Origin of the sequence: Paenibacillus lautus (genome assembly GCF_050482385.1) — a bacterium.
GTDB classification, from domain to species: Bacteria; Bacillota; Bacilli; order Paenibacillales; family Paenibacillaceae; genus Paenibacillus_AQ; species Paenibacillus_AQ lautus_B.
Genome location: NZ_JBCNHV010000029.1, coordinates 100,084 through 118,348 on the forward strand (window position 1 = coordinate 100,084; position 18,265 = coordinate 118,348).

At 48.5% G+C, this 18,265-nt stretch carries 20 protein-coding genes; 18 read left to right on the forward strand and 2 right to left on the reverse strand.

Annotated elements, in window-relative coordinates; translation table 11 throughout:
* Window positions 1-5: 5 nt before the first annotated feature.
* The 5 genes from ABEW73_RS30195 to ABEW73_RS30215 all read left to right on the forward strand — a co-directional run bounded on the left by ABEW73_RS30195 (window position 6) and on the right by ABEW73_RS30215 (window position 4,718).
* A complete protein-coding gene (locus tag ABEW73_RS30195) occupies window positions 6-1,259 on the forward strand; it encodes an aminotransferase class I/II-fold pyridoxal phosphate-dependent enzyme (protein ID WP_430165398.1) in 1,254 nt (417 codons plus the stop codon).
* A gap of 82 nt (window positions 1,260-1,341) precedes the next feature.
* Entirely contained in the window at window positions 1,342-1,752 is a 411-nt protein-coding gene (locus ABEW73_RS30200; RefSeq protein ID WP_006209652.1) for a MerR family transcriptional regulator, read from the forward strand.
* A gap of 62 nt (window positions 1,753-1,814) precedes the next feature.
* A complete protein-coding gene (gene glnA, locus ABEW73_RS30205; RefSeq protein WP_430165394.1) occupies window positions 1,815-3,143 on the forward strand; it encodes a type I glutamate--ammonia ligase in 1,329 nt (442 codons plus the stop codon).
* 254 nt (window positions 3,144-3,397) lie between these two features.
* On the forward strand, window positions 3,398-3,934 hold the full coding sequence (locus ABEW73_RS30210; protein WP_430165391.1) for an RNA polymerase sigma factor: 537 nt from the start codon (window positions 3,398-3,400) through the stop codon (window positions 3,932-3,934).
* Window positions 3,927-4,718: a hypothetical protein gene (locus ABEW73_RS30215; RefSeq protein WP_430165388.1), complete on the forward strand. Its 792-nt coding sequence runs from the start codon at window positions 3,927-3,929 to the stop codon at window positions 4,716-4,718. Before ABEW73_RS30210 ends, ABEW73_RS30215 begins: the two co-directional genes overlap by 8 nt.
* A gap of 94 nt (window positions 4,719-4,812) precedes the next feature.
* On the opposite strand, the gene lexA is transcribed toward ABEW73_RS30215, so the two are convergent.
* Window positions 4,813-5,439, reverse strand: coding sequence for a transcriptional repressor LexA (lexA, locus tag ABEW73_RS30220; RefSeq protein ID WP_076321144.1), 627 nt, complete (start codon window positions 5,437-5,439; stop codon window positions 4,813-4,815).
* Between the two features lie 175 nt (window positions 5,440-5,614).
* Here lexA and ABEW73_RS30225 point away from each other — a divergent pair, with 175 nt between their 5' ends.
* From ABEW73_RS30225 to ABEW73_RS30245, 5 genes are all read left to right on the forward strand, one after another.
* Complete coding sequence (locus tag ABEW73_RS30225) at window positions 5,615-5,983, forward strand: LysM peptidoglycan-binding domain-containing protein (protein ID WP_430165386.1); 369 nt, start codon at window positions 5,615-5,617, stop codon at window positions 5,981-5,983.
* Window positions 5,984-6,247: 264 nt separating this feature from the next.
* Window positions 6,248-6,454 carry a DUF896 domain-containing protein gene (locus ABEW73_RS30230; protein ID WP_076321145.1) on the forward strand — a complete coding sequence of 69 codons (207 nt, stop codon included), beginning with the start codon at window positions 6,248-6,250 and terminating at the stop codon, window positions 6,452-6,454.
* 160 nt (window positions 6,455-6,614) lie between these two features.
* Window positions 6,615-7,139, forward strand: coding sequence for a hypothetical protein (locus ABEW73_RS30235; RefSeq protein WP_430165383.1), 525 nt, complete (start codon window positions 6,615-6,617; stop codon window positions 7,137-7,139).
* A 42-nt stretch (window positions 7,140-7,181) separates the two neighbouring features.
* Complete coding sequence (locus ABEW73_RS30240) at window positions 7,182-7,973, forward strand: HAD family hydrolase (RefSeq protein ID WP_430165380.1); 792 nt, start codon at window positions 7,182-7,184, stop codon at window positions 7,971-7,973.
* A gap of 282 nt (window positions 7,974-8,255) precedes the next feature.
* Window positions 8,256-8,660, forward strand: coding sequence for a FixH family protein (locus ABEW73_RS30245; RefSeq protein ID WP_430165377.1), 405 nt, complete (start codon window positions 8,256-8,258; stop codon window positions 8,658-8,660).
* A 90-nt stretch (window positions 8,661-8,750) separates the two neighbouring features.
* Here the strand turns inward: ABEW73_RS30245 and ABEW73_RS30250 are convergent, their stop codons facing one another.
* Window positions 8,751-9,287: an acireductone dioxygenase gene (locus ABEW73_RS30250; RefSeq protein WP_430165374.1), complete on the reverse strand. Its 537-nt coding sequence runs from the start codon at window positions 9,285-9,287 to the stop codon at window positions 8,751-8,753.
* Between the two features lie 169 nt (window positions 9,288-9,456).
* Between ABEW73_RS30250 and metH the strand changes: the two genes are divergently transcribed.
* The 8 genes from metH (at window position 9,457) to ABEW73_RS30290 (ending at window position 18,263) form a co-directional block, all read left to right on the forward strand.
* Window positions 9,457-12,897, forward strand: a complete 3,441-nt coding sequence (metH, locus tag ABEW73_RS30255) for a methionine synthase (RefSeq protein WP_430165371.1) — start codon at window positions 9,457-9,459, stop codon at window positions 12,895-12,897.
* An 86-nt stretch (window positions 12,898-12,983) separates the two neighbouring features.
* Entirely contained in the window at window positions 12,984-13,913 is a 930-nt protein-coding gene (rnz, locus tag ABEW73_RS30260) for a ribonuclease Z (protein ID WP_430165368.1), read from the forward strand.
* Window positions 13,914-14,284: 371 nt separating this feature from the next.
* Entirely contained in the window at window positions 14,285-15,085 is an 801-nt protein-coding gene (locus tag ABEW73_RS30265; RefSeq protein ID WP_430165365.1) for a TIGR01457 family HAD-type hydrolase, read from the forward strand.
* A 51-nt stretch (window positions 15,086-15,136) separates the two neighbouring features.
* A complete protein-coding gene (gene mutM / locus ABEW73_RS30270) occupies window positions 15,137-15,955 on the forward strand; it encodes a DNA-formamidopyrimidine glycosylase (protein ID WP_430165634.1) in 819 nt (272 codons plus the stop codon).
* Window positions 15,945-16,793, forward strand: coding sequence for a deoxyribonuclease IV (locus tag ABEW73_RS30275; RefSeq protein WP_430165362.1), 849 nt, complete (start codon window positions 15,945-15,947; stop codon window positions 16,791-16,793). Before mutM ends, ABEW73_RS30275 begins: the two co-directional genes overlap by 11 nt.
* A 17-nt stretch (window positions 16,794-16,810) precedes the next feature.
* On the forward strand, window positions 16,811-17,149 hold the full coding sequence (locus ABEW73_RS30280; protein ID WP_430165359.1) for a cyclic-phosphate processing receiver domain-containing protein: 339 nt from the start codon (window positions 16,811-16,813) through the stop codon (window positions 17,147-17,149).
* Complete coding sequence (locus ABEW73_RS30285) at window positions 17,146-17,493, forward strand: thioredoxin family protein (protein WP_430165356.1); 348 nt, start codon at window positions 17,146-17,148, stop codon at window positions 17,491-17,493. The genes ABEW73_RS30280 and ABEW73_RS30285 overlap by 4 nt, the downstream gene beginning before the upstream one ends.
* The gene (locus tag ABEW73_RS30290; RefSeq protein ID WP_430165353.1) at window positions 17,490-18,263 is read left to right on the forward strand and encodes an ABC transporter ATP-binding protein; all 774 of its coding nucleotides are present in this window, start codon (window positions 17,490-17,492) and stop codon (window positions 18,261-18,263) included. Before ABEW73_RS30285 ends, ABEW73_RS30290 begins: the two co-directional genes overlap by 4 nt.
* The last annotated feature ends 2 nt before the right edge of the window (window positions 18,264-18,265 follow it).

Genomic DNA, 18,265 nt, shown 5'->3' on the forward strand with positions numbered 1-18,265 from the left:
TGGTCATGGCAAGATTTTCGCAAGATATACTTGAATTGAGCAGTGAGATTGAGTCCAAAATCGGGCAGCGTTTACGGGAGATCGATAATATCGTTGATTTTAATCAGTGGAAGGTGATCGATGCTTTCCAAAAGTTTCAGGTGAGTGATTTTCATTTTGCGGCTTCCACCGGGTATGCATACAATGATCGCGGCCGTGAAGTGCTGGATGAGGTCTACGCAGAAGTATTTGGAGCCGAATCTGCCCTGGTTAGGCCGCATTTTGCTTCCGGTACCCATACGATCTCAACCGCACTATTTGGTGTGTTAAGACCAGGAGATGAGCTGTTGTATATTTCGGGGCGTCCTTATGACACCCTCCATAAAGTGATTGGCGAACCCGGGGACGGCACCGGGTCTCTTCGAGATTTCGGAATCGGTTATCAGGAGGTTTCCTTAACAGAACAAGGGGAGATTGATTGGGAGCGGGTAGAGAGAGCCATCACGCCTTCAACCAAGGTGATCGGTATCCAGCGTTCTCGTGGATATGATTGGCGTTCTTCGTTCACGGTATCCCAGATTGGTGACATGGTAAACCGGATTCGGTCCATTCGCCCGGATTTGATCATTTTCGTTGATAACTGTTACGGCGAATTTACGGAGCGATTGGAACCGACGGAGGTTGGCGTTGATCTGATGGCAGGTTCCCTTATCAAAAACCCTGGCGGCGGTATTGCCGAAACCGGCGGCTACATATGCGGCAAAGCAGCCTATGTGGATCAGGCAGCCTATCGGCTGACTGCTCCCGGCATCGGACGAGAAGTGGGGGCTATGCTGGGAACGACCAGAGGCATCTATCAGGGATTATTCCTGGCACCATCCACGGTTGGACAAGCGGTCAAGGGCAGCATTTATGCCGCCGCGATGTTTGAGGCGGTAGGTTTCACAACCAAGCCGGGCTGGCAGGATGAGCGGACCGATTTGATTCAGGCCGTATCGTTCACCGGAGCGGATCATCTGATCGCTTTTGTACAGGGGATTCAGCGGGCTGCGGCAGTCGACAGTCATGTGGTGCCTGAGCCTTGGGATATGCCTGGATATGAACATCCTGTCATCATGGCGGCAGGCACGTTCATCCAGGGAGGAAGCCTCGAATTATCAGCGGATGCGCCGATCCGATCACCTTATATCGGGTATATGCAAGGCGGCTTAACCTACTCTCATGTTAAATATGGTGTGCTTATGGCCCTTCAAAGCATGAAAGATCGTAAATTGTTGTGAGTTATCCTTACATGCGGTTGACGTGGTTGATCAGGAAATGTACAATAGGATCAGAATAGACCACTTGGAAGGTTGATGAGATATGGGTGATGAGATTCGGAGGAATATGGCATTATTTCCGATAGGCATTGTTATGAAGCTTACGGATTTATCTGCCAGACAAATTCGCTATTATGAGCAGCATAACTTAATTGTCCCAGCCCGTACGTCGGGCAACCAACGCCTGTTTTCCTTCAATGATGTGGAGCGTCTGCTAGAGATTAAGGCTTTGATTGAAAAAGGTGTTAATATCGCCGGCATTAAGCAAGTAATGAACCCTGTCACGAAAGAGTCTGAAGAGGCTACCGTCATTACTCCTGATACCGAGAACAGACGCCGTGAGATGTCTGAGTCCCAGTTGCGACGTTTGCTGAAGCAGGAATTGATAACCGCTAAAAGACCGGGTCAGGTTTCATTGATTCAAGGGGAATTATCCCGGTTTTTTAATAAATAAGGATTGCCATGCTGTAATTCTTCATTGAATCCAGTTTTTTTATTTAAAAAGGAGAGGATAAAATGAGTTATACCAGAGAGGACATTCTACGCATTGCCAAAGAAGAAAATGTTCGATTTATCCGCTTGCAATTTACAGATTTGCTTGGAACGATTAAAAACGTTGAAATTCCTGTAAGCCAGCTGCCTAAAGCGCTTGATAATAAAATGATGTTCGACGGTTCGTCTATCGAAGGTTATGTACGGATCGAAGAATCCGATATGTACCTGTACCCGGACCTGGATACCTTCATGATCTTCCCTTGGGTATCCGAGGATCGCGTTGCGCGTCTGATCTGTGATGTCTATATGCCTGACGGCACTCAGTTTGCAGGAGATCCGCGCGGCATTCTGAAGCGAGCGCTGAAAGAAGCCGAAGAGATGGGCTTCACTTCCATGAATGTCGGTCCGGAGCCGGAATTCTTCCTGTTCAAAACCGATGAAAAAGGCAACCCGACCATGGAGCTCAATGACCAGGGTGGATACTTTGACCTCGCGCCTACAGATCTTGGCGAGAACTGCCGCCGCGATATCGTATTGACACTCGAAGAGATGGGCTTTGAAATCGAAGCTTCTCACCATGAGGTTGCTCCTGGACAGCACGAGATCGATTTCAAGTATGCCAATGCGATCAAAGCAGCTGACCAGATTCAAACGTTTAAATTGGTCGTTAAGACGATCGCTCGTCAGCATGGACTGATTGCAACATTTATGCCAAAACCGCTGTTCGGCGTGAACGGCTCCGGTATGCACTGCAACCAATCGCTCTTCAAAGGCAGCGAGAACGCGTTTGTCGACGAGAGTGATGAGCTTGGCTTGAGCGTAACGGCTCGTAACTATATGGCGGGTATTCTTAAGCATGCACGCGCGTTTGCTGCGATCACGAACCCAACGGTGAACTCGTACAAACGTCTCGTGCCTGGTTACGAAGCACCTTGCTACGTAGCATGGTCTGCAAGTAACCGCAGCCCAATGATCCGTATCCCTGCATCCCGTGGCCTCAGCACGCGTATCGAAGTGCGTAACCCGGATCCAGCGGCTAACCCGTATCTGGCTCTGGCTGTTATGCTGAAAGCAGGTTTGGATGGCGTGAAGCGCGAGCTGTCGCTCCCGGCTCCAATCGACCGTAACATCTATGTGATGACGGAAGAAGAGCGTATTGAGGAAGGCATCCCTAGCTTGCCGGCAAACCTGAAAGAAGCCATTAACGAGTTGATTCGCAGCGAAGTCATTTCCGATGCACTCGGGGACCATGCGCTGGCGCACTTCTACGAGCTGAAAGAAATCGAATGGGACATGTACCGTACGCAGGTTCACCAATGGGAACGAGATCAGTACATTACCATGTATTAATAGAGGAATCCCTTGCGCCGTAAGGCGTGAGGGTTTTTTGTTTTTGGGGGCAAATGGTGTGGAATGATAGCTATTCTTGTTTCGCCCCCGACATTGCAATGACAATGATTTTTGACTTGGATGGAGAATCGTTCATAACATGCAACTTTTACGGAATCGCCCTCCATATAAGGGAAGATTCTTTTTTTATTGTTTATCAGAAAAAAGGGAACCATTCCTCGCTTCCATGACTCTAATTAGATGAGGTGAATCGGTTGGAGCTGGAATACTTGAAGCAGATAACGATGATGGACACACAGACACTGGATAAAATCATGAACTTGTACGGAAATGATATTTGGAATTACGCTTATTTTCTGACGAAACAGCAAGCACTGGCGGACGATATTGCGCAAGAGGTGTTTATTAAAGCTTATTTTGGCATACATACGTTTCGCGGTCAGGCGTCGTTCAAAACGTGGCTGCTCACGATCACACGACATACCGCGTTCCGGTACAAACAGGCTTTTTTCTTTCGGAATGTGACCCTTAAGGACAGACTGCACACAGATGCGTCAAGTCGGTCCGCGGAATTGGAATATCTGGACGGGCAGTTCACGGATGAAATATGGGCAATGATTATGACTTTGCCAACGAAGTTTAGGGAGGTGCTAATCCTGGATCTTCACTATGAGATGTCAATAAAACAGATTGCGGAGTTCCTTAATCTAGCGGCGGGTACCGTGAAATCCAGACTGTATCGGGCAAGAAAGAAAGTACAGAACCTGTTGAAGGAGAATGGCGATGAATAAGGATAAACCAGACTGGTATTCCCGTGTTCCAAAGGATCCTTTTCCAAATGATAAATTTACGGCTGAAATGAAAAAAAACGTCCACAAGTCCGTAATCCGTGGCAACGGCACGCCTAAGCGACGAAAGTATGTACAAGTTGGCTTTATAGGCGGCGGACTACTGCTTCTGTTTATATTAATTGCCATTCAGCTGCCATTTGGCCGTGAGGAACAACAGAGAGCTGGAGATGTACCTCCACATAAGGAGGAGACCATTCGGGCGCAAGGCTTCACAGATGAGGGAAGGTTGAGTGTGGTTGCTGTGGAACAAGAAAAAATCACGGCACTGGGAGCTCCAAGCTGCTTCGGCATCGAAACGGATGTGTCGTTTACCGGAAACTACAGCGTACAGTATAGTACTAACCAAGTTACAAATGAAGTAACTACGCTGGGGGATCTTACTTTTATTCAACCAACATCCGCTCCGGTTGATATGATTCGCCTGCCGTTTCAAGCTGCCGATGTATTTATACTCGCACCGCAATATAGGGACTGTCATGGTATACAAATCTATGCGTTCGCAGTGGAGCATGAAACGGGTAAAGCCGTCCAGCTCCGATTTCAGGATGAATCCTTGGTATCCTACTTTTCATATTATAGACCAGGTACTACTCCCATGGTTAAAGATAATAAGCTTGTTCTAGAGTCCACGGAGGGGCCGGGTGGGGAAGGTTCGCCGGATTATAAACCTAAGCGGATGTATCGACTGGATCTTAAGCAAGGTGTTATGGTGTTGGCAAACTAGCTAGGATCATGTTTCATTATCTATATAGAAAAAGCAAAGAGGTTACCATCCAATTAAGGAAGGTAACCTCTTATTCGTAGATAGATATATGAAATTAGTGGACATCCCGGAAGAGTCCGATTACTTTACCGAGAATCGTAACATGGTTCAGGCGCAGTGGCTCGTAGGTAGGATTCTCCGGTTGCAATCGTACATGATCCTTCTCCTTATAGAAGGTCTTCACAGTTGCTTCGTCTTCCTCGGTCATTGCTACGACAATGTCGCCATTGTCTGCAGTTTGCTGCTGGCGAACAATGACATAGTCGCCGCTGTGAATGCCAGCTTCGATCATACTGTCACCAATAACCGACAACATGAACACCTTATCGTCGCCTACATAATGTTGCGGGAGTGGGAAATAATCCTCAATGTTCTCCATGGCTGTAATAGGAACACCTGCAGTGACTTTTCCGACAACAGGCACTCTGGCAATGGTGTGGGTAAACAGGCTTGCGCTTTCGGACTCTTCTTGGCCAAGAAGCTCGATAGCTCTTGGTTTCGTAGGGTCACGGCGAATGAGGCCTTTCTTCTCCAAGCGGTCAAGATGTCCATGGACCGTTGAACTGGAAGCTAGTCCGACAGCCTCGCCGATTTCCCGGACAGAAGGCGGGTAACCCTTGCTACGAACTTCGTTGCGGATAAACTCTAAGATCGCCAGCTGGCGGCTGGATATTTTCGACATGCCGTATCAACCCCATTTAGTAACGTTTGGGAAAATTATAACATAGAACTTCCGTTCGTACAAACATAAGTTCTAAATTAAAATAGAACAAATGTTCTTTTTGGTATTGAATCAAACAAGTGTTCGTGTTAATATAAATCCATAAGAGAACACTTGTTTGGGAGATGATGATTCCATGTTGAAATACAGTACATACCGTAGCATTTATGAGAACGTTCCAGTGCAAACGAAGTCTTCGGAGACTTGGATCGATCAATTGAAGTCCAGAATGGCATCCATTCCTTTTATAAAGCTTTTATTCGTTCTGTTAATCGCAGCATCCTGCTGGACAGGGGCATATTCCGTTTTTGCCGGGGGGATGGAGAAACCCACTGGGGAGAAGCAGGTTATTGTTCAATATGGTGATAGTTTGTGGCGGATTGCTTCCCTTCATAAACCGACAGATATGGATACGCGAGTATACCTGGATAGCATCCGAAGAATGAATGGATTGAAGGGTCCGGATATACAGGCAGGAGAGGTGCTGTCTTTACCAGTCTGGTGATTGGACGACGCTAAGAGCAACCCTTTCCTTATTATATGTCCCTACTTCTCGCTTCATATTTCTAAGCTTGCCTGACGATGTGATTTCACGCAGTATCGCGTGTTTAGAATAGATATTTATTGATTTCTTAACATAGAGGACCCATTTATAGGCATCATATGTTCATATTTGTTCTTAATCAGAGTTTGCAAGGGTGCAGTTGCCTTGACAAGCTCTTTTTCACATGTTTAAGTTATACATGATATCGGAATTGGAGGAGAAGTCATGGACATCGATACTTTGGTTGAACGCATCAATGTACTAGCAAGAAAACAGAAAAGTGAGGGGTTGACCGCGGAAGAGCTCAAGGAACGGGCCGAGCTTCGGGAAATCTACCTTAACAATATTCGGGGTAACTTTAGACAACAGCTGGAATCGATCGAATGGGTTGATGAAAATGAACAAAAAGGCGGCCCGCGATTAAAGCATTAGTCGATCAACTGGAGCATGGATCTACAACCGGTGATTCATGACCAGATAGTAGGATAGAATTATAATACTTGGGGTGCCGATTATTCGCGGGAATCGAATACGGTTACCCCAAGTTTATATGGATTGGTAATATATTGAAATTGAATCCAGGGGGAACCATATGTCACGGTCATGGGAAAGAAAAGTCAACAAAAATATGTCACAGCTCAACAAGCAGCGTAAGAAGCAGGGGCTCACCTCGTACCAAGGCTCTGCCGTTACGGATAAGCATGATATATTTAAGGGACGTAAATATGTACTTCCGTTAGTGCTTGTTGCGTTGGCTGGTGTGTATGCGCTTCTCGGAACGGCGACGTCCGAGGCAGCAGGTGGAAGCAACGATGTACTGAACTGGGTGGGTGTCAGCTTGTACATTCTGTTAGCGCTTATGATTTTCTTACGCAAGCCTTATTTGAAGATTGAGCGTGCTTCTGTATCCACGATGAAGTTCAATCGGGAACGTCGTCTGGCTGTATCCGATATCGAGAAGATCAAATTGTCCTCGGGTTCCGTCGTGATCCAGGGCAAGGGGAAAGCAGGCAACTGGGTATTCTCGCGTATGATGAATCTTTATGATACGAATGCGATGGGCGAAAGATTAGAAGAGTTCGCAAAAACTCATCAAATTCCAGTAGAGCATAATTAACAAATAGAATAGATCACAGTGTATATGAGGAGTGGGAGAGACATGCCGATAGCTGCGGTTTTGTTTGATTTGGACGACACGTTATTGTGGGATGAGCGTAGTGTGGAAGAAGCGTTTGAAGTGACATGCCAGGCCGGAGCGAACGAGACCGGCATCGATGCCAAAGCACTTTTGGCCGCAGTACGGGAAGAAGCGAGAGCATTATATGAATCATATGATACCTTTGCTTTTACCAAAATGATCGGAATTAACCCTTTCGAAGGCTTGTGGGCTAATTTCACGGCTGGATCGCAGCCTGAATTCAGAAAGCTGCAGGAGCTGGCACCCGTTTACCGCAAGGAATCATGGCGGCGCGGACTTCAGCGCCTAGGCGTTGATCATGAAATATTGGCCGAAACGTTGGCTGCACAATTCGCTGCTGAACGCAGAACAAGACCCTATGTATATGAAGAAACGTTTGAAGTTCTGAAGGAACTGCAGGGGAATGTAAAGCTGCTGCTTCTCACGAACGGAAGTCCGGACCTGCAGCAGGAGAAGCTGGACGGTGTTCCAGAGCTGGTTCCTTATTTTGATCATATCATTATCTCCGGTGATTTTGGCAAAGGGAAGCCGGATGTTTCCATCTTCCAGCATGCACTTGACTTGTTAGGTGTCGAGGCGGATCAAACCGTGATGGTGGGAGATAAGCTGACCACAGACATTAAAGGCGGAAATGCGGCAGGACTGCATACGGTTTGGATTAATCGGGTAAACCGACCTCACGATCCGTCCATTCAACCCAAGTTTGAGATCAAACATTTATCGGAACTGCATGCTATCGTCGCATCCTTATAATTTTAAGGCATTAATTGCTCACACCCGAAAAATGGGTGCGCAATCGTACATAGGAACAGCCCTGACATCAGATTCTGCGGTGATGGGCTGTTTTTTGTTGGTTATACGATCGAACTTGAGCCGCACATTTGGCAATGATAAACGTCACACAATTGTAAGCTGCATGAGATAGAAGTAAAAGAATAATGCGATATAATGGATTAGGTAACTTAACGAGGTTTGGTAATGACCATTACGTGAATGAACCATACATAGCCCTATTTTGTAAAAGAGGTGTAGAGCATGACCCGAAAAAAGATAGCCCTACTTGCAGCCATGGTGCTGATGGCAGTAGCGCTTGCCGCATGTAATGACAGCCAAGCGGAATCCGGAGAAGATGTGATGGCGGAACCCATCATCGTCGAGCTGTCTTTGACGCCAGAGAGCATTAAGGCTGGCGAGAAGGTGCTGATCGAAGCGAAGGTGACGCAAGCCGGCAGTCCGGTGGAAGATGCGAACGATGTGGAATTTGAAGTCACGCTGGAAGGCGGAGGCGTTCCGGCAAAGGTCCCGGTTAAGCATGATCAAGACGGGGTTTACAAAATGGAGAAAACCTTCGATGAGGTTGGAACCTATCGCATCGTTTCACATGTCACGGCGAGAGGAATGCATTCCATGCCGTTGAAGGAACTGAAGGTAACGGAGTAACGCATCGCTAATAAATAAGGCAGCACATGGTCCGCAAGGCGGATCGATGCGCTGCCTTATTTCGTTTTCCTATTCAATCTGCCCGCAGGCTTATTGGAATTGAGGATCTTCTACCGGTGTAGCAACCCAGCCGTTCTCTTCAATGAAAAGACGAACAGCGATGATCTGCTTGTTCTCCATCAATGTGAAGAAGTGAGGTGTATTTTCCGGTACGGAAATGACATCGCCTGGCTCAAGCTCAACATTAAAGTAACCGACATCGTCGGAGCCCTTAATAATGAAGATTCCTTTACCGCCGACAATCGCACGGATTTCGTCTTCCGAGTGAGTGTGAACCTCTTCGAATTTTTTCAGCAGGTCCTCGATATTGGGCGTGGACTCGGAAAGTGTGATGACATCCCAAATTTTGTAGCCGCGTCTTGCAGCCAAGTCACGAATTTCTTCATCATAGATGTCCAAAATGCGCTTCTTATCGTCATCACTAAGCTTGAAATTTTCTTGAAGCGCTGCCGGGAGTTTTTCCATATTCCAGTGCTCGTAAACAACCTCTTGGTTATTCAGGAATTCCCGAACATTATCTTCTCCAGTAATGCGTTCGTTCGTGTTGCGAATCACAATCTCTGCCATTTCTTTAACCCTCTTTCTCCCGTTGGATTAATATGTATTATAGCCCCCCTCACAGCATTTGTCATCTGCAAATGTGGATTTGTACCCATTGCTGCGCAATATTTCGGCTTTTCTATTGAAAAATATTCTGATACACTAAGATTTAACGTTTTCGGGGGAGGTTTATGAGTTGAACAAGCCTAGCTTACAAGAAATACTTAAAGAACGAATATTAATTCTTGATGGTGCCATGGGCACAATGATCCAGCAGGAGGACCTCTCAGCTGAAGATTTTGGCGGCCCGGACCTTGATGGCTGTAATGAAATGCTGGTCATTCATCGACCGGATGTCATTCAAAAAATACATGAACAATATCTTGAAGCAGGTGCCGACCTGATTGAAACCAATACGTTTGGCGCAACCTCCGTTGTGCTTGCTGAATACGATATTCCTGAGCTTGCCCGGGAAATCAACCTGAAAGCGGCTCACTTGGCCCGCGCAGCGGTTGACAAATATTCCACGCCGGACAGCCCGCGCTATGTGGTAGGAGCGATGGGTCCGACAACCAAGACGTTATCGGTTACCGGTGGTGTGACCTTTGCCGAATTGATCGAGAGTTACGAGGAGCAAGCCGTTGCCTTGATTGAAGGCGGGGTTGATGCGCTTCTGCTCGAAACATCGCAGGATACATTAAATGTGAAGGCCGGGAGCATTGGGATTCGCCAAGCGTTTGATAAAACGGGCGTCACGCTTCCAATTATGATATCCGGTACGATCGAGCCGATGGGAACGACGCTGGCCGGACAAAATATAGAAGCATTCTACATTTCTTTGGAACATCTGAATCCCGTGTCGATTGGCCTTAACTGTGCAACGGGCCCGGAATTCATGCGTGACCATATTCGTTCCTTATCCGAAATGTCGAGAAGTGCCATCAGCTGTTATCCTAACGCGGGTCTTCCAGACGAGAACGGGCAGTACCATGAATCCCCTGAATCGTTGGCTCAAAAGATGGGGGCTTTTGCTGAAAAAGGCTGGCTCAACATCGCCGGCGGATGCTGTGGGACAACTCCCGACCATATTCGCGCTTTAAAACAAACGATGGATGGCTTCTCCCCGCGACCGCTGGATGGTGGGCATTTGCCGGCATTATCCGGTATCGAGCCGGTATATATCGAGCAGGAAAACCGACCGTATATGGTAGGGGAGAGAACGAATGTTCTGGGTTCCAGAAAGTTTAAGCGTTTAATTGTAGAAGGTAAATATGAGGAAGCCTCCGAGATCGCCCGTGCGCAGGTCAAGAATGGTGCGCATGTCATTGATGTTTGCGTACAGGATCCGGATCGTGAAGAATCGGAAGATATGATTAAGTTCCTGGAGCTAGTAGTTAAAAAGGTTAAAGTGCCGCTGATGATCGATACCACGGATCCGGCCGTTATTGACCTGGCGCTGCAATATTCGCAAGGGAAAGCGATTATTAACTCCATTAACCTTGAAGACGGTGAAGAGAAATTTGAGCATGTGATCCCGTTGGTGCATAAATACGGTGCCGCTGTTGTCGTTGGAACCATTGATGAAACCGGTCAGGCGATCCATCGTGACGACAAGTTGAAGGTGGCCCAGCGTTCTTATGATCTGTTGGTCAACAAATATGGCGTTTCGCCGGAGGACATTATTTTCGACACGCTTGTATTCCCGGTAGGTACGGGGGACGAACAATATATCGGATCAGCCAAGGAAACGATTGAAGGCATCCGCATCATAAAAGAAGCCATGCCAAAAGTGCATACGATTCTCGGAATCAGTAACGTTTCTTTCGGATTGCCGGAAGCGGGCCGTGAAGTCCTGAACTCCGTGTATCTGTATGAGTGCACAAAAGCCGGATTGGACTACGCAATCGTGAATACCGAGAAGCTGGAGCGTTATGCCTCCATTCCCGAAGAAGAGCGTCGCCTAGCCGAGGATCTGATATACAGAACCAATGATGAGACGTTGGCGGCTTTTGTCGCGGCATTCCGGGATAAGAAGATAGAGAAGAAGGTTAAGGTTTCCAATCTGACACTCGAGGAGCGACTTGCATCCTATGTAGTGGAAGGTTCTAAGGAAGGCCTCATTCCGGACTTAGATATAGCATTAACTAAATACGGCGCGCTTGAGATCATTAATGGACCGTTGATGGCCGGGATGACTGAGGTTGGACGCTTGTTCAACAATAACGAACTGATTGTCGCGGAGGTGCTGCAAAGTGCCGAAGTAATGAAGGCCTCCGTGGCGTATCTGGAATCCTTTATGGAGAAAAATGAGTCGTCGGTCAAAGGGAAGATCATGCTCGCCACTGTAAAGGGGGACGTGCACGATATCGGTAAAAATCTGGTGGAGATCATCTTGTCCAACAATGGTTATCAAATCATTAATTTGGGTATAAAAGTACCACCGGAGCAAATTATCGAGGCATACCGCCGTGAGCAGCCTGATGCTATCGGTTTGTCCGGTTTGCTGGTGAAGTCAGCTCAACAGATGGTATCCACCGCCCAGGATTTGAAGAACGCGGGCATTAGTGTTCCGATCATGGTAGGCGGGGCGGCTCTGACACGGAAATTCACGAAGACCCGCATTCGTCCCGAGTATGATGGCATGGTGCTGTATGCGAAGGACGCCATGGATGGTCTTGCGTTGGCCAACCAACTCAGCGATCCGGCGCAGCGGACGAGAATCGCGGAAGAGATTAAGGCAGAGCAGGAAGCTGATGCTGCCGCTCCGCAAGTGGTTAAAGTGATGCCGAAGCTGTCAGAAGGACTGCGATCCAAAATATCGACCGATGCTCCTGTATATTTACCGCCGGATATGGAGCGGCATGTGCTTCGAAATTATCCGATTTCGCACATTCTGCCTTATATCAACATGCAGATGCTGTTAGGACATCATTTAGGCCTGAAAGGCTCAGTGGAACAGCTGCTGAAAGCCAATGACCCGAAGGCGGTATCGCTTAAGGAAACCGTTGATGGTATTCTGGAAGAGGCCGTTCAATCGGGGATCATACAGGCGCATGCAATGTACCGTTTCTTCCCGGCACAGTCAAAAGGAAACGATATTCTAATATACGATCCAAAAGATACAACAAAAGTGTTGCATACCTTTACGTTTCCAAGACAACAGGTTGAGCCGTACCTGTGCTTGGCGGATTTCCTGAAATCCGTAGACAGCGGGGTTATGGATTACGTTGGATTCCTTGTCGTTACAGCCGGCCACGGCGTCGGAAAATTGTCCGGGGAATGGAAGGACAAGGGTGACTATTTGCGCTCCCACGCGCTTCAATCGGTCGCCTTGGAAACGGCAGAAGGGCTGGCGGAGCGGATTCACCATATGATGCGGGATACGTGGGGATACCCCGATCCGGCAGACATGACCATGAAACAGCGCTTGGGAGCGAGATACCAAGGCATTCGCGTATCTTTCGGGTATCCGGCCTGTCCGGATCTGGAGGATCAGGAACCGTTATTTAAATTGATGCAGCCAGAAGATATCGGCGTTCATCTGACTGAAGGTTTCATGATGGAACCTGAGGCATCGGTATCCGCCATGGTGTTCAGTCATCCGGAAGCTCATTATTTTAACGTAGATAAAGCTTAACATTTGAATACCGGTACAGCCGGTTTGAAATCCTCCGAATGTTTCGGGGGATTTCTCCGGTTTACAACCGAAAGGGGAGAAGAGGGATGGAACTCTATTTTCTAGGAACAAATGCGGGGGTTCCTACGCTGCAGCGAAACGTAACCTCGATTGCACTGCGTATGCTGGAAGAGCGAAGAAGTCTGTGGCTGTTTGATTGTGGAGAAGGCACGCAGCATCAAATATTGAAGTCCCCGCTCAAGCTGTCCAAGCTTGAAAAGGTATTCATCACTCATATGCATGGTGATCATGTATTTGGTTTGCCGGGTTTGCTGTCCAGCCGAGGCGCCCAGGGGGTAACTTCACCCCTGACGATATATGGCCCCCCAGGTATTAAGGCCTTCATTGAAACTACGCTGAGCATTAGCCAATCGCGTGTTCCTTATACGATGGAAGTCATTGAGCATACCGGAGGCGCGCTGTTTGAGGACGATAACTTCCTCGTGGAATCGGCAAAGCTGGATCACAGGGCCGAGAGTTACGGCTACCGTATCGTGGAGAAGGATCTTCCGGGCAGTCTGGACCTGAAGCGGTTGGCGGACTATGGACTCAAGCCAGGGCCGCTTTATGGCAAGCTGAAAAGAGGGGAAAGCGTGGAACTCGGCGACGGCCGATGGATTCATGCCTCTGATGTGCTCTTGACTCCGAAAAAAGGGAGAGTGGTCACGATTCTCGGGGATACAAGGCCATGCCCTGGAGTGGAGACTCTGGCCAAAGGTGCCGATCTTCTGGTTCATGAAGCCACTTTCATGGAGGATCTGTCGGAACTTGCGCACGAATACTATCACAGTACGGCTAAACAGGCGGCGGAAGCAGCGAAACGGGCTGAAGTGAGATCGCTGTTCCTGACCCATTTCAGCTCCCGGTATAAGGATATGGAGCATTTGCAGCCGCTGCTCAAGGAAGCGCAGGAGATTTTTGAGAATACACGCTTGGCAGAGGATTTCGGATTGTACCCAATCCAGCGCAAATCATAAGTCAATAGGACAGCTATTTACAGGGAAATATCGAGTGATGGAGTGAATTATTTTCCGGGAAAGCGCAGGAAATGACAAACCGGTTTATAATCACTAATGCTCGGACAGTCTTCGATTTCTTTCGACTGATTAGCCGCCGGGCTGAAGTACTCGTCATGAGCCTTGCAACCGGAAGTAGCCTTCTTTACAATAATACTAACTGGGGTTTCTACGCAAGTATGCTTCAGGATAGTGTATGAACCGGGGTTATACATATTTATACCGATATATGACGATGAATGATGATCACAGCGATGCCGAGAACACTCATACTTTAGCCGATGAATCATTTATGGCGTGAAGGAAAGAAATAAAGAAGGTGCTATCAATTCATGGAAAAACCAAAACCAAAACCAAAAGGATTACTGATTGACCTGGATGGAACGCTTTATCATGGCCGTCATCGAATTGAGGGGGCAGACCTTCTCATCGAGCGGCTGAAGGAATTGCAGATTCCTTTTCTGTATGTAACGAATAATTCATCAAGAACACCAGAGCAGGTTGCGGCGCATCTGATGGAGATGGGGATACCTGCCTTGCCGGAGGAAGTCTGCACCTCTTCCCTGGCTGCAGCTAAATATATCGCGGAGAAGTCACCGGGTGCCAAAGTGGCGATGCTGGGAGAAGAGGGGCTCCGTGAAGCCCTCTTGTCTGCAGGTCTGAATATCGTGGAGCAGTCCCCTGAATATGTGATTCAAGGAATCGACCGCTCGTTCCATTACGAGAAGTTAACCCGTGCCGTTGGCTGGATTCAGGAGGGAGCCGTATCCATATTGACCAATCCCGATTTACAGCTTCCTTCGGACACCGGCTTGATGCCAGGTGCAGGTTCGCTGGGTGCTGCGATCGAAGCCGCTTCCGGAGTGAAACCGACGGTCATCGGAAAGCCGTCCTCGATTTTAATGAAATTTGCTTCGGATCGCCTCGGTTTGGCCCCGGAGGACACTTATGTAATCGGAGATAATATACGTACGGATATCGCGGCCGGCGCGCATGCCGGCTGTAAGACGGTGCTCGTTATGACCGGAATCACGACCGATCTCAATATGGAGGCGCATATGGAAGCCACGGGTGTCACACCGGACTTTATCTGCCGGGATTTGAGCGAAGTGATAAACCTGCTGTGCTCATAATGAGCGAAAGTGTACATTAACTTTTGTGATTGACGAAAGGGAAGATGAATGATGCCGGAACTGCCGGAAATGGAAAATTACCGAAGATTGTTATCGCAGAGCATTTTGAATGTGCCGATCACGAATGTTGTCGTGAACCGTGAAAAATCGCTGAATGTGACGGTTGACGAGTTTACTTCCGAGTTAAAGGGAAGCAAGGTCATTTTTGTGGAACGTAGAGGCAAACACCTCATATTCCATCTGCATAACGGAGGCAGATTGCTGCTTCACCTCATGCTGGGCGGCATTTTGTATTTAGGGCATAGGGACGAGGAGCGTCCCTCCAGGTCGACCCAGGTCGAGATCACATTTGGTGAACAGGTGCTGTATTTTATCGGTCTGCGTCTGGGTTACTTGCATTTCTTAACAGCCAGAGAAACGGAAAATGCGCTTAAAGAGCTTGGTCCTGAACTTCTGGATCGGCGAATGACCAAAGCGCGCTTCGTTGAACGGATCGGAAAACGGCGGGGCGCTTTAAAAACAACGCTGGTTAATCAGCAGGTTGTCGCCGGAATTGGCAACTGTTATGCGGATGAGATCGCCTTTGAGGCCCGCATCCACCCGCTGTCCAAAATTCAGGATCTATCGGAGCAGTCTTTAGAGCAGTTATACGAGAGTGCCGTTAAAGTGATGCACGAGGCGACGGATGGCGGCGGATATATGGAAATGCCGTTTCAGGAAGGGGATACCCTGACGGGAGCTTATAACGACGAGTGTAAAGTTTACGATCGCGAAGGAGAGCCCTGTGTTCGCTGCGGCACGCCGATCGTGAAGGCAGAGCATACCTCGCGCAAAGTGTTCTTTTGTCCGAATTGTCAGCATGAAGTCTAAAGTCCGGATTGGAAGTCATGTCAGCACACGGGGCGGATTTCTCGCAGCAGCCCAGCATGCAGCCGGCATCGGTTCACTCGCATATCAGTATTTCCCGAAAAATCCGCGCAGTCTTCATTTGAAGACGCCGGATGTCCGCAATGCCGCCGCATGCTCAAAGTTTTGTCAGGAACAAGGACTCGTTTCGATCGCGCACACACCATATCCGACGAATATGGCGGTTGGCTTAACCCGGGGAGAAGAGTTTTACCAGTTGACCGTAGATTCCATAAAGAATGATCTCATGATTGCCGAGGCTTGCGGGTCGCTGGGTATCGTGGTTCATTTTGGGCATCTCAAGAGCCAGGATATCCTTGAAGGGTATCAGAATATTATTCGCTGTATGAATGATGTGTTGTCTTCCTGGACGGGAAGGGCCAAACTGCTGATCGAGAATCAGGCGGGCGACCATGGGACCATGGGGATGACGCTTGAAGAAAGTGTGAAGGTTAGACAGCTTGCCGATTATCCGGAAAAAATAGGCTTTTGCCTGGATACCTGCCACTTGTTTGCTGCCGGAGGCTGGGACATTTCGAATACAGATGAACTCCTTGCCAAGGGCAAGTCGCTAGCCTATTGGGAAGCCACCGTTGCCGTTCATCTGAACGATTCAAAATATGGGGCGGGTTCAAGAAAAGATCGCCACGCCCGCATCGGACAAGGTATGATAGGCACAGAAGCCTTGAAGCGTTTGGTTCTGGCACCGGAACTTGCGGGCAAGGCATTTGTCCTGGAAAGTGAAAAAGGGGCTGACGGCACGCATCGGGAAGACATCGCCAAGGTGCTGTCCTGGTCCTGATTAAGGGAGAGAGTAAAATGATTCATCTATATTTAGACGACTGGCGCCCCAATCCGAAAGGATTTGCGCTGGCTCGAAGCGGGGAAGAGTGCTTGTTGATGCTCCGTGAATGCGAAGTGGATGTTCTGTCGCTTGATTTTGAATTGGGGCACGGCCAGATGAACGGCGGCGACGTGGTTGCAGCCATGATCGCCGAAAACCTGCAGGCCAGGGAAATATACTTGCATACCTCAAGCCCGTCGGGCAGAAGAAAAATGTATGAGCTGCTCTATGAGCACATGCCGGAAAGCGTCCAGGTTCACAATGGACCGATGCCGGAATCCGTTCTGCGGGAAGTTGCCCAGGGTTCAAGATGATTGAGGTTACACAGCGTGAATTGACGGAGAGGCTTGAATGGCACGAGCGCCTGACAAAACGAGATGCGAATGCGGAGCCTGTCATCGTATTTTTACATACGCCATTATGCGGCACATGTGCCGCTGCGCGTAAGATGATCGACATTGTGGAACATGTGGTGCCGGATGTACAGCTGCTCGAAGCCGATGTGAACTTTCTACCGGGCATTGTGGAACCGTATCAAATTCGCAGCGTTCCTGCATTGCTGGCTATTCAGTCCAGTCCTCTCGCCGCGCCGGAGGTGCTGTACCGGATGGGTTCCGTGCAGGATATCGTAAGTTTTATTAGGAGTGTGAGGCCGTGATTTCGCTACAGCATGTGTCGCTCGTCAGAGGGAGCCGTCATATTCTGGATGATGTTAATATCGAGATGAAGCCGGGACAGAACTGGGCCATTTTGGGCAGGAACGGATCAGGCAAAACGACGCTGCTGGAAATGATGACAGGATATATGTTTCCTTCCCGTGGGCGTGTTGAGGTCCTGGGTCATGTTTATGGACAATGCGACGTTCGGGAGGTCCGGAAGTCCCTTGGCTATATTAGCCAGTCATTATTAGAGAAATTGACCCTGAGCGACCCAGTCTGGGAGGTTGTGGCAACAGGGGCTTATGCCTTTCTGCGCTTCTACCAGGATATTCCGGAAGAGGTCAGGAATCTAGCCTATTCCCTGCTGAACGAAATGAATTTCGGCCATCTGGCGGAGCAGCCTCTAGGGACATTGTCCCAGGGAGAACGGAAAAAGGTGATGTTGGCACGCTCTCTCATGGCCGATCCGAAGATTCTGATTATGGATGAGCCTTGTGCCGGCCTGGATTTGTATGAACGGGAGAAGATGCTGCAGGAGATTGACAACCTTAGGCAGCGCGAAATTACGGTTGTGTACGTCACGCATCATATCGAGGAGATTGTCCCTTTATTTACTCATGTGGCGCTCATGAAAGACGGCCGGTTAACGGGTGCGGGAACAAAAGAAGAAGTATTAAACCATGAACTTATCAAACAAACTTATGATATCGACGCTCAGCTGGAATGGGATGGCGGACGTCCCTGGATCAAAGTTATTTCTGGAGGTTAATC

Coding starts and splice junctions, on each gene's coding strand:
- ABEW73_RS30195 (WP_430165398.1), top strand. CDS start 6: ATGGCAAGATTTTCGCAAGATATACTTGAATTGAGCAGTGAGATTGAG.
- ABEW73_RS30200 (WP_006209652.1), top strand. CDS start 1,342: ATGGGTGATGAGATTCGGAGGAATATGGCATTATTTCCGATAGGCATT.
- glnA (WP_430165394.1), top strand. CDS start 1,815: ATGAGTTATACCAGAGAGGACATTCTACGCATTGCCAAAGAAGAAAAT.
- ABEW73_RS30215 (WP_430165388.1), top strand. CDS start 3,927: ATGAATAAGGATAAACCAGACTGGTATTCCCGTGTTCCAAAGGATCCT.
- lexA (WP_076321144.1), bottom strand. CDS start 5,439: ATGTCGAAAATATCCAGCCGCCAGCTGGCGATCTTAGAGTTTATCCGC.
- ABEW73_RS30225 (WP_430165386.1), top strand. CDS start 5,615: ATGTTGAAATACAGTACATACCGTAGCATTTATGAGAACGTTCCAGTG.
- ABEW73_RS30230 (WP_076321145.1), top strand. CDS start 6,248: ATGGACATCGATACTTTGGTTGAACGCATCAATGTACTAGCAAGAAAA.
- ABEW73_RS30235 (WP_430165383.1), top strand. CDS start 6,615: ATGTCACGGTCATGGGAAAGAAAAGTCAACAAAAATATGTCACAGCTC.
- ABEW73_RS30240 (WP_430165380.1), top strand. CDS start 7,182: ATGCCGATAGCTGCGGTTTTGTTTGATTTGGACGACACGTTATTGTGG.
- ABEW73_RS30245 (WP_430165377.1), top strand. CDS start 8,256: ATGACCCGAAAAAAGATAGCCCTACTTGCAGCCATGGTGCTGATGGCA.
- ABEW73_RS30250 (WP_430165374.1), bottom strand. CDS start 9,287: ATGGCAGAGATTGTGATTCGCAACACGAACGAACGCATTACTGGAGAA.
- rnz (WP_430165368.1), top strand. CDS start 12,984: ATGGAACTCTATTTTCTAGGAACAAATGCGGGGGTTCCTACGCTGCAG.
- ABEW73_RS30265 (WP_430165365.1), top strand. CDS start 14,285: ATGGAAAAACCAAAACCAAAACCAAAAGGATTACTGATTGACCTGGAT.
- mutM (WP_430165634.1), top strand. CDS start 15,137: ATGCCGGAACTGCCGGAAATGGAAAATTACCGAAGATTGTTATCGCAG.
- ABEW73_RS30275 (WP_430165362.1), top strand. CDS start 15,945: ATGAAGTCTAAAGTCCGGATTGGAAGTCATGTCAGCACACGGGGCGGA.
- ABEW73_RS30280 (WP_430165359.1), top strand. CDS start 16,811: ATGATTCATCTATATTTAGACGACTGGCGCCCCAATCCGAAAGGATTT.
- ABEW73_RS30285 (WP_430165356.1), top strand. CDS start 17,146: ATGATTGAGGTTACACAGCGTGAATTGACGGAGAGGCTTGAATGGCAC.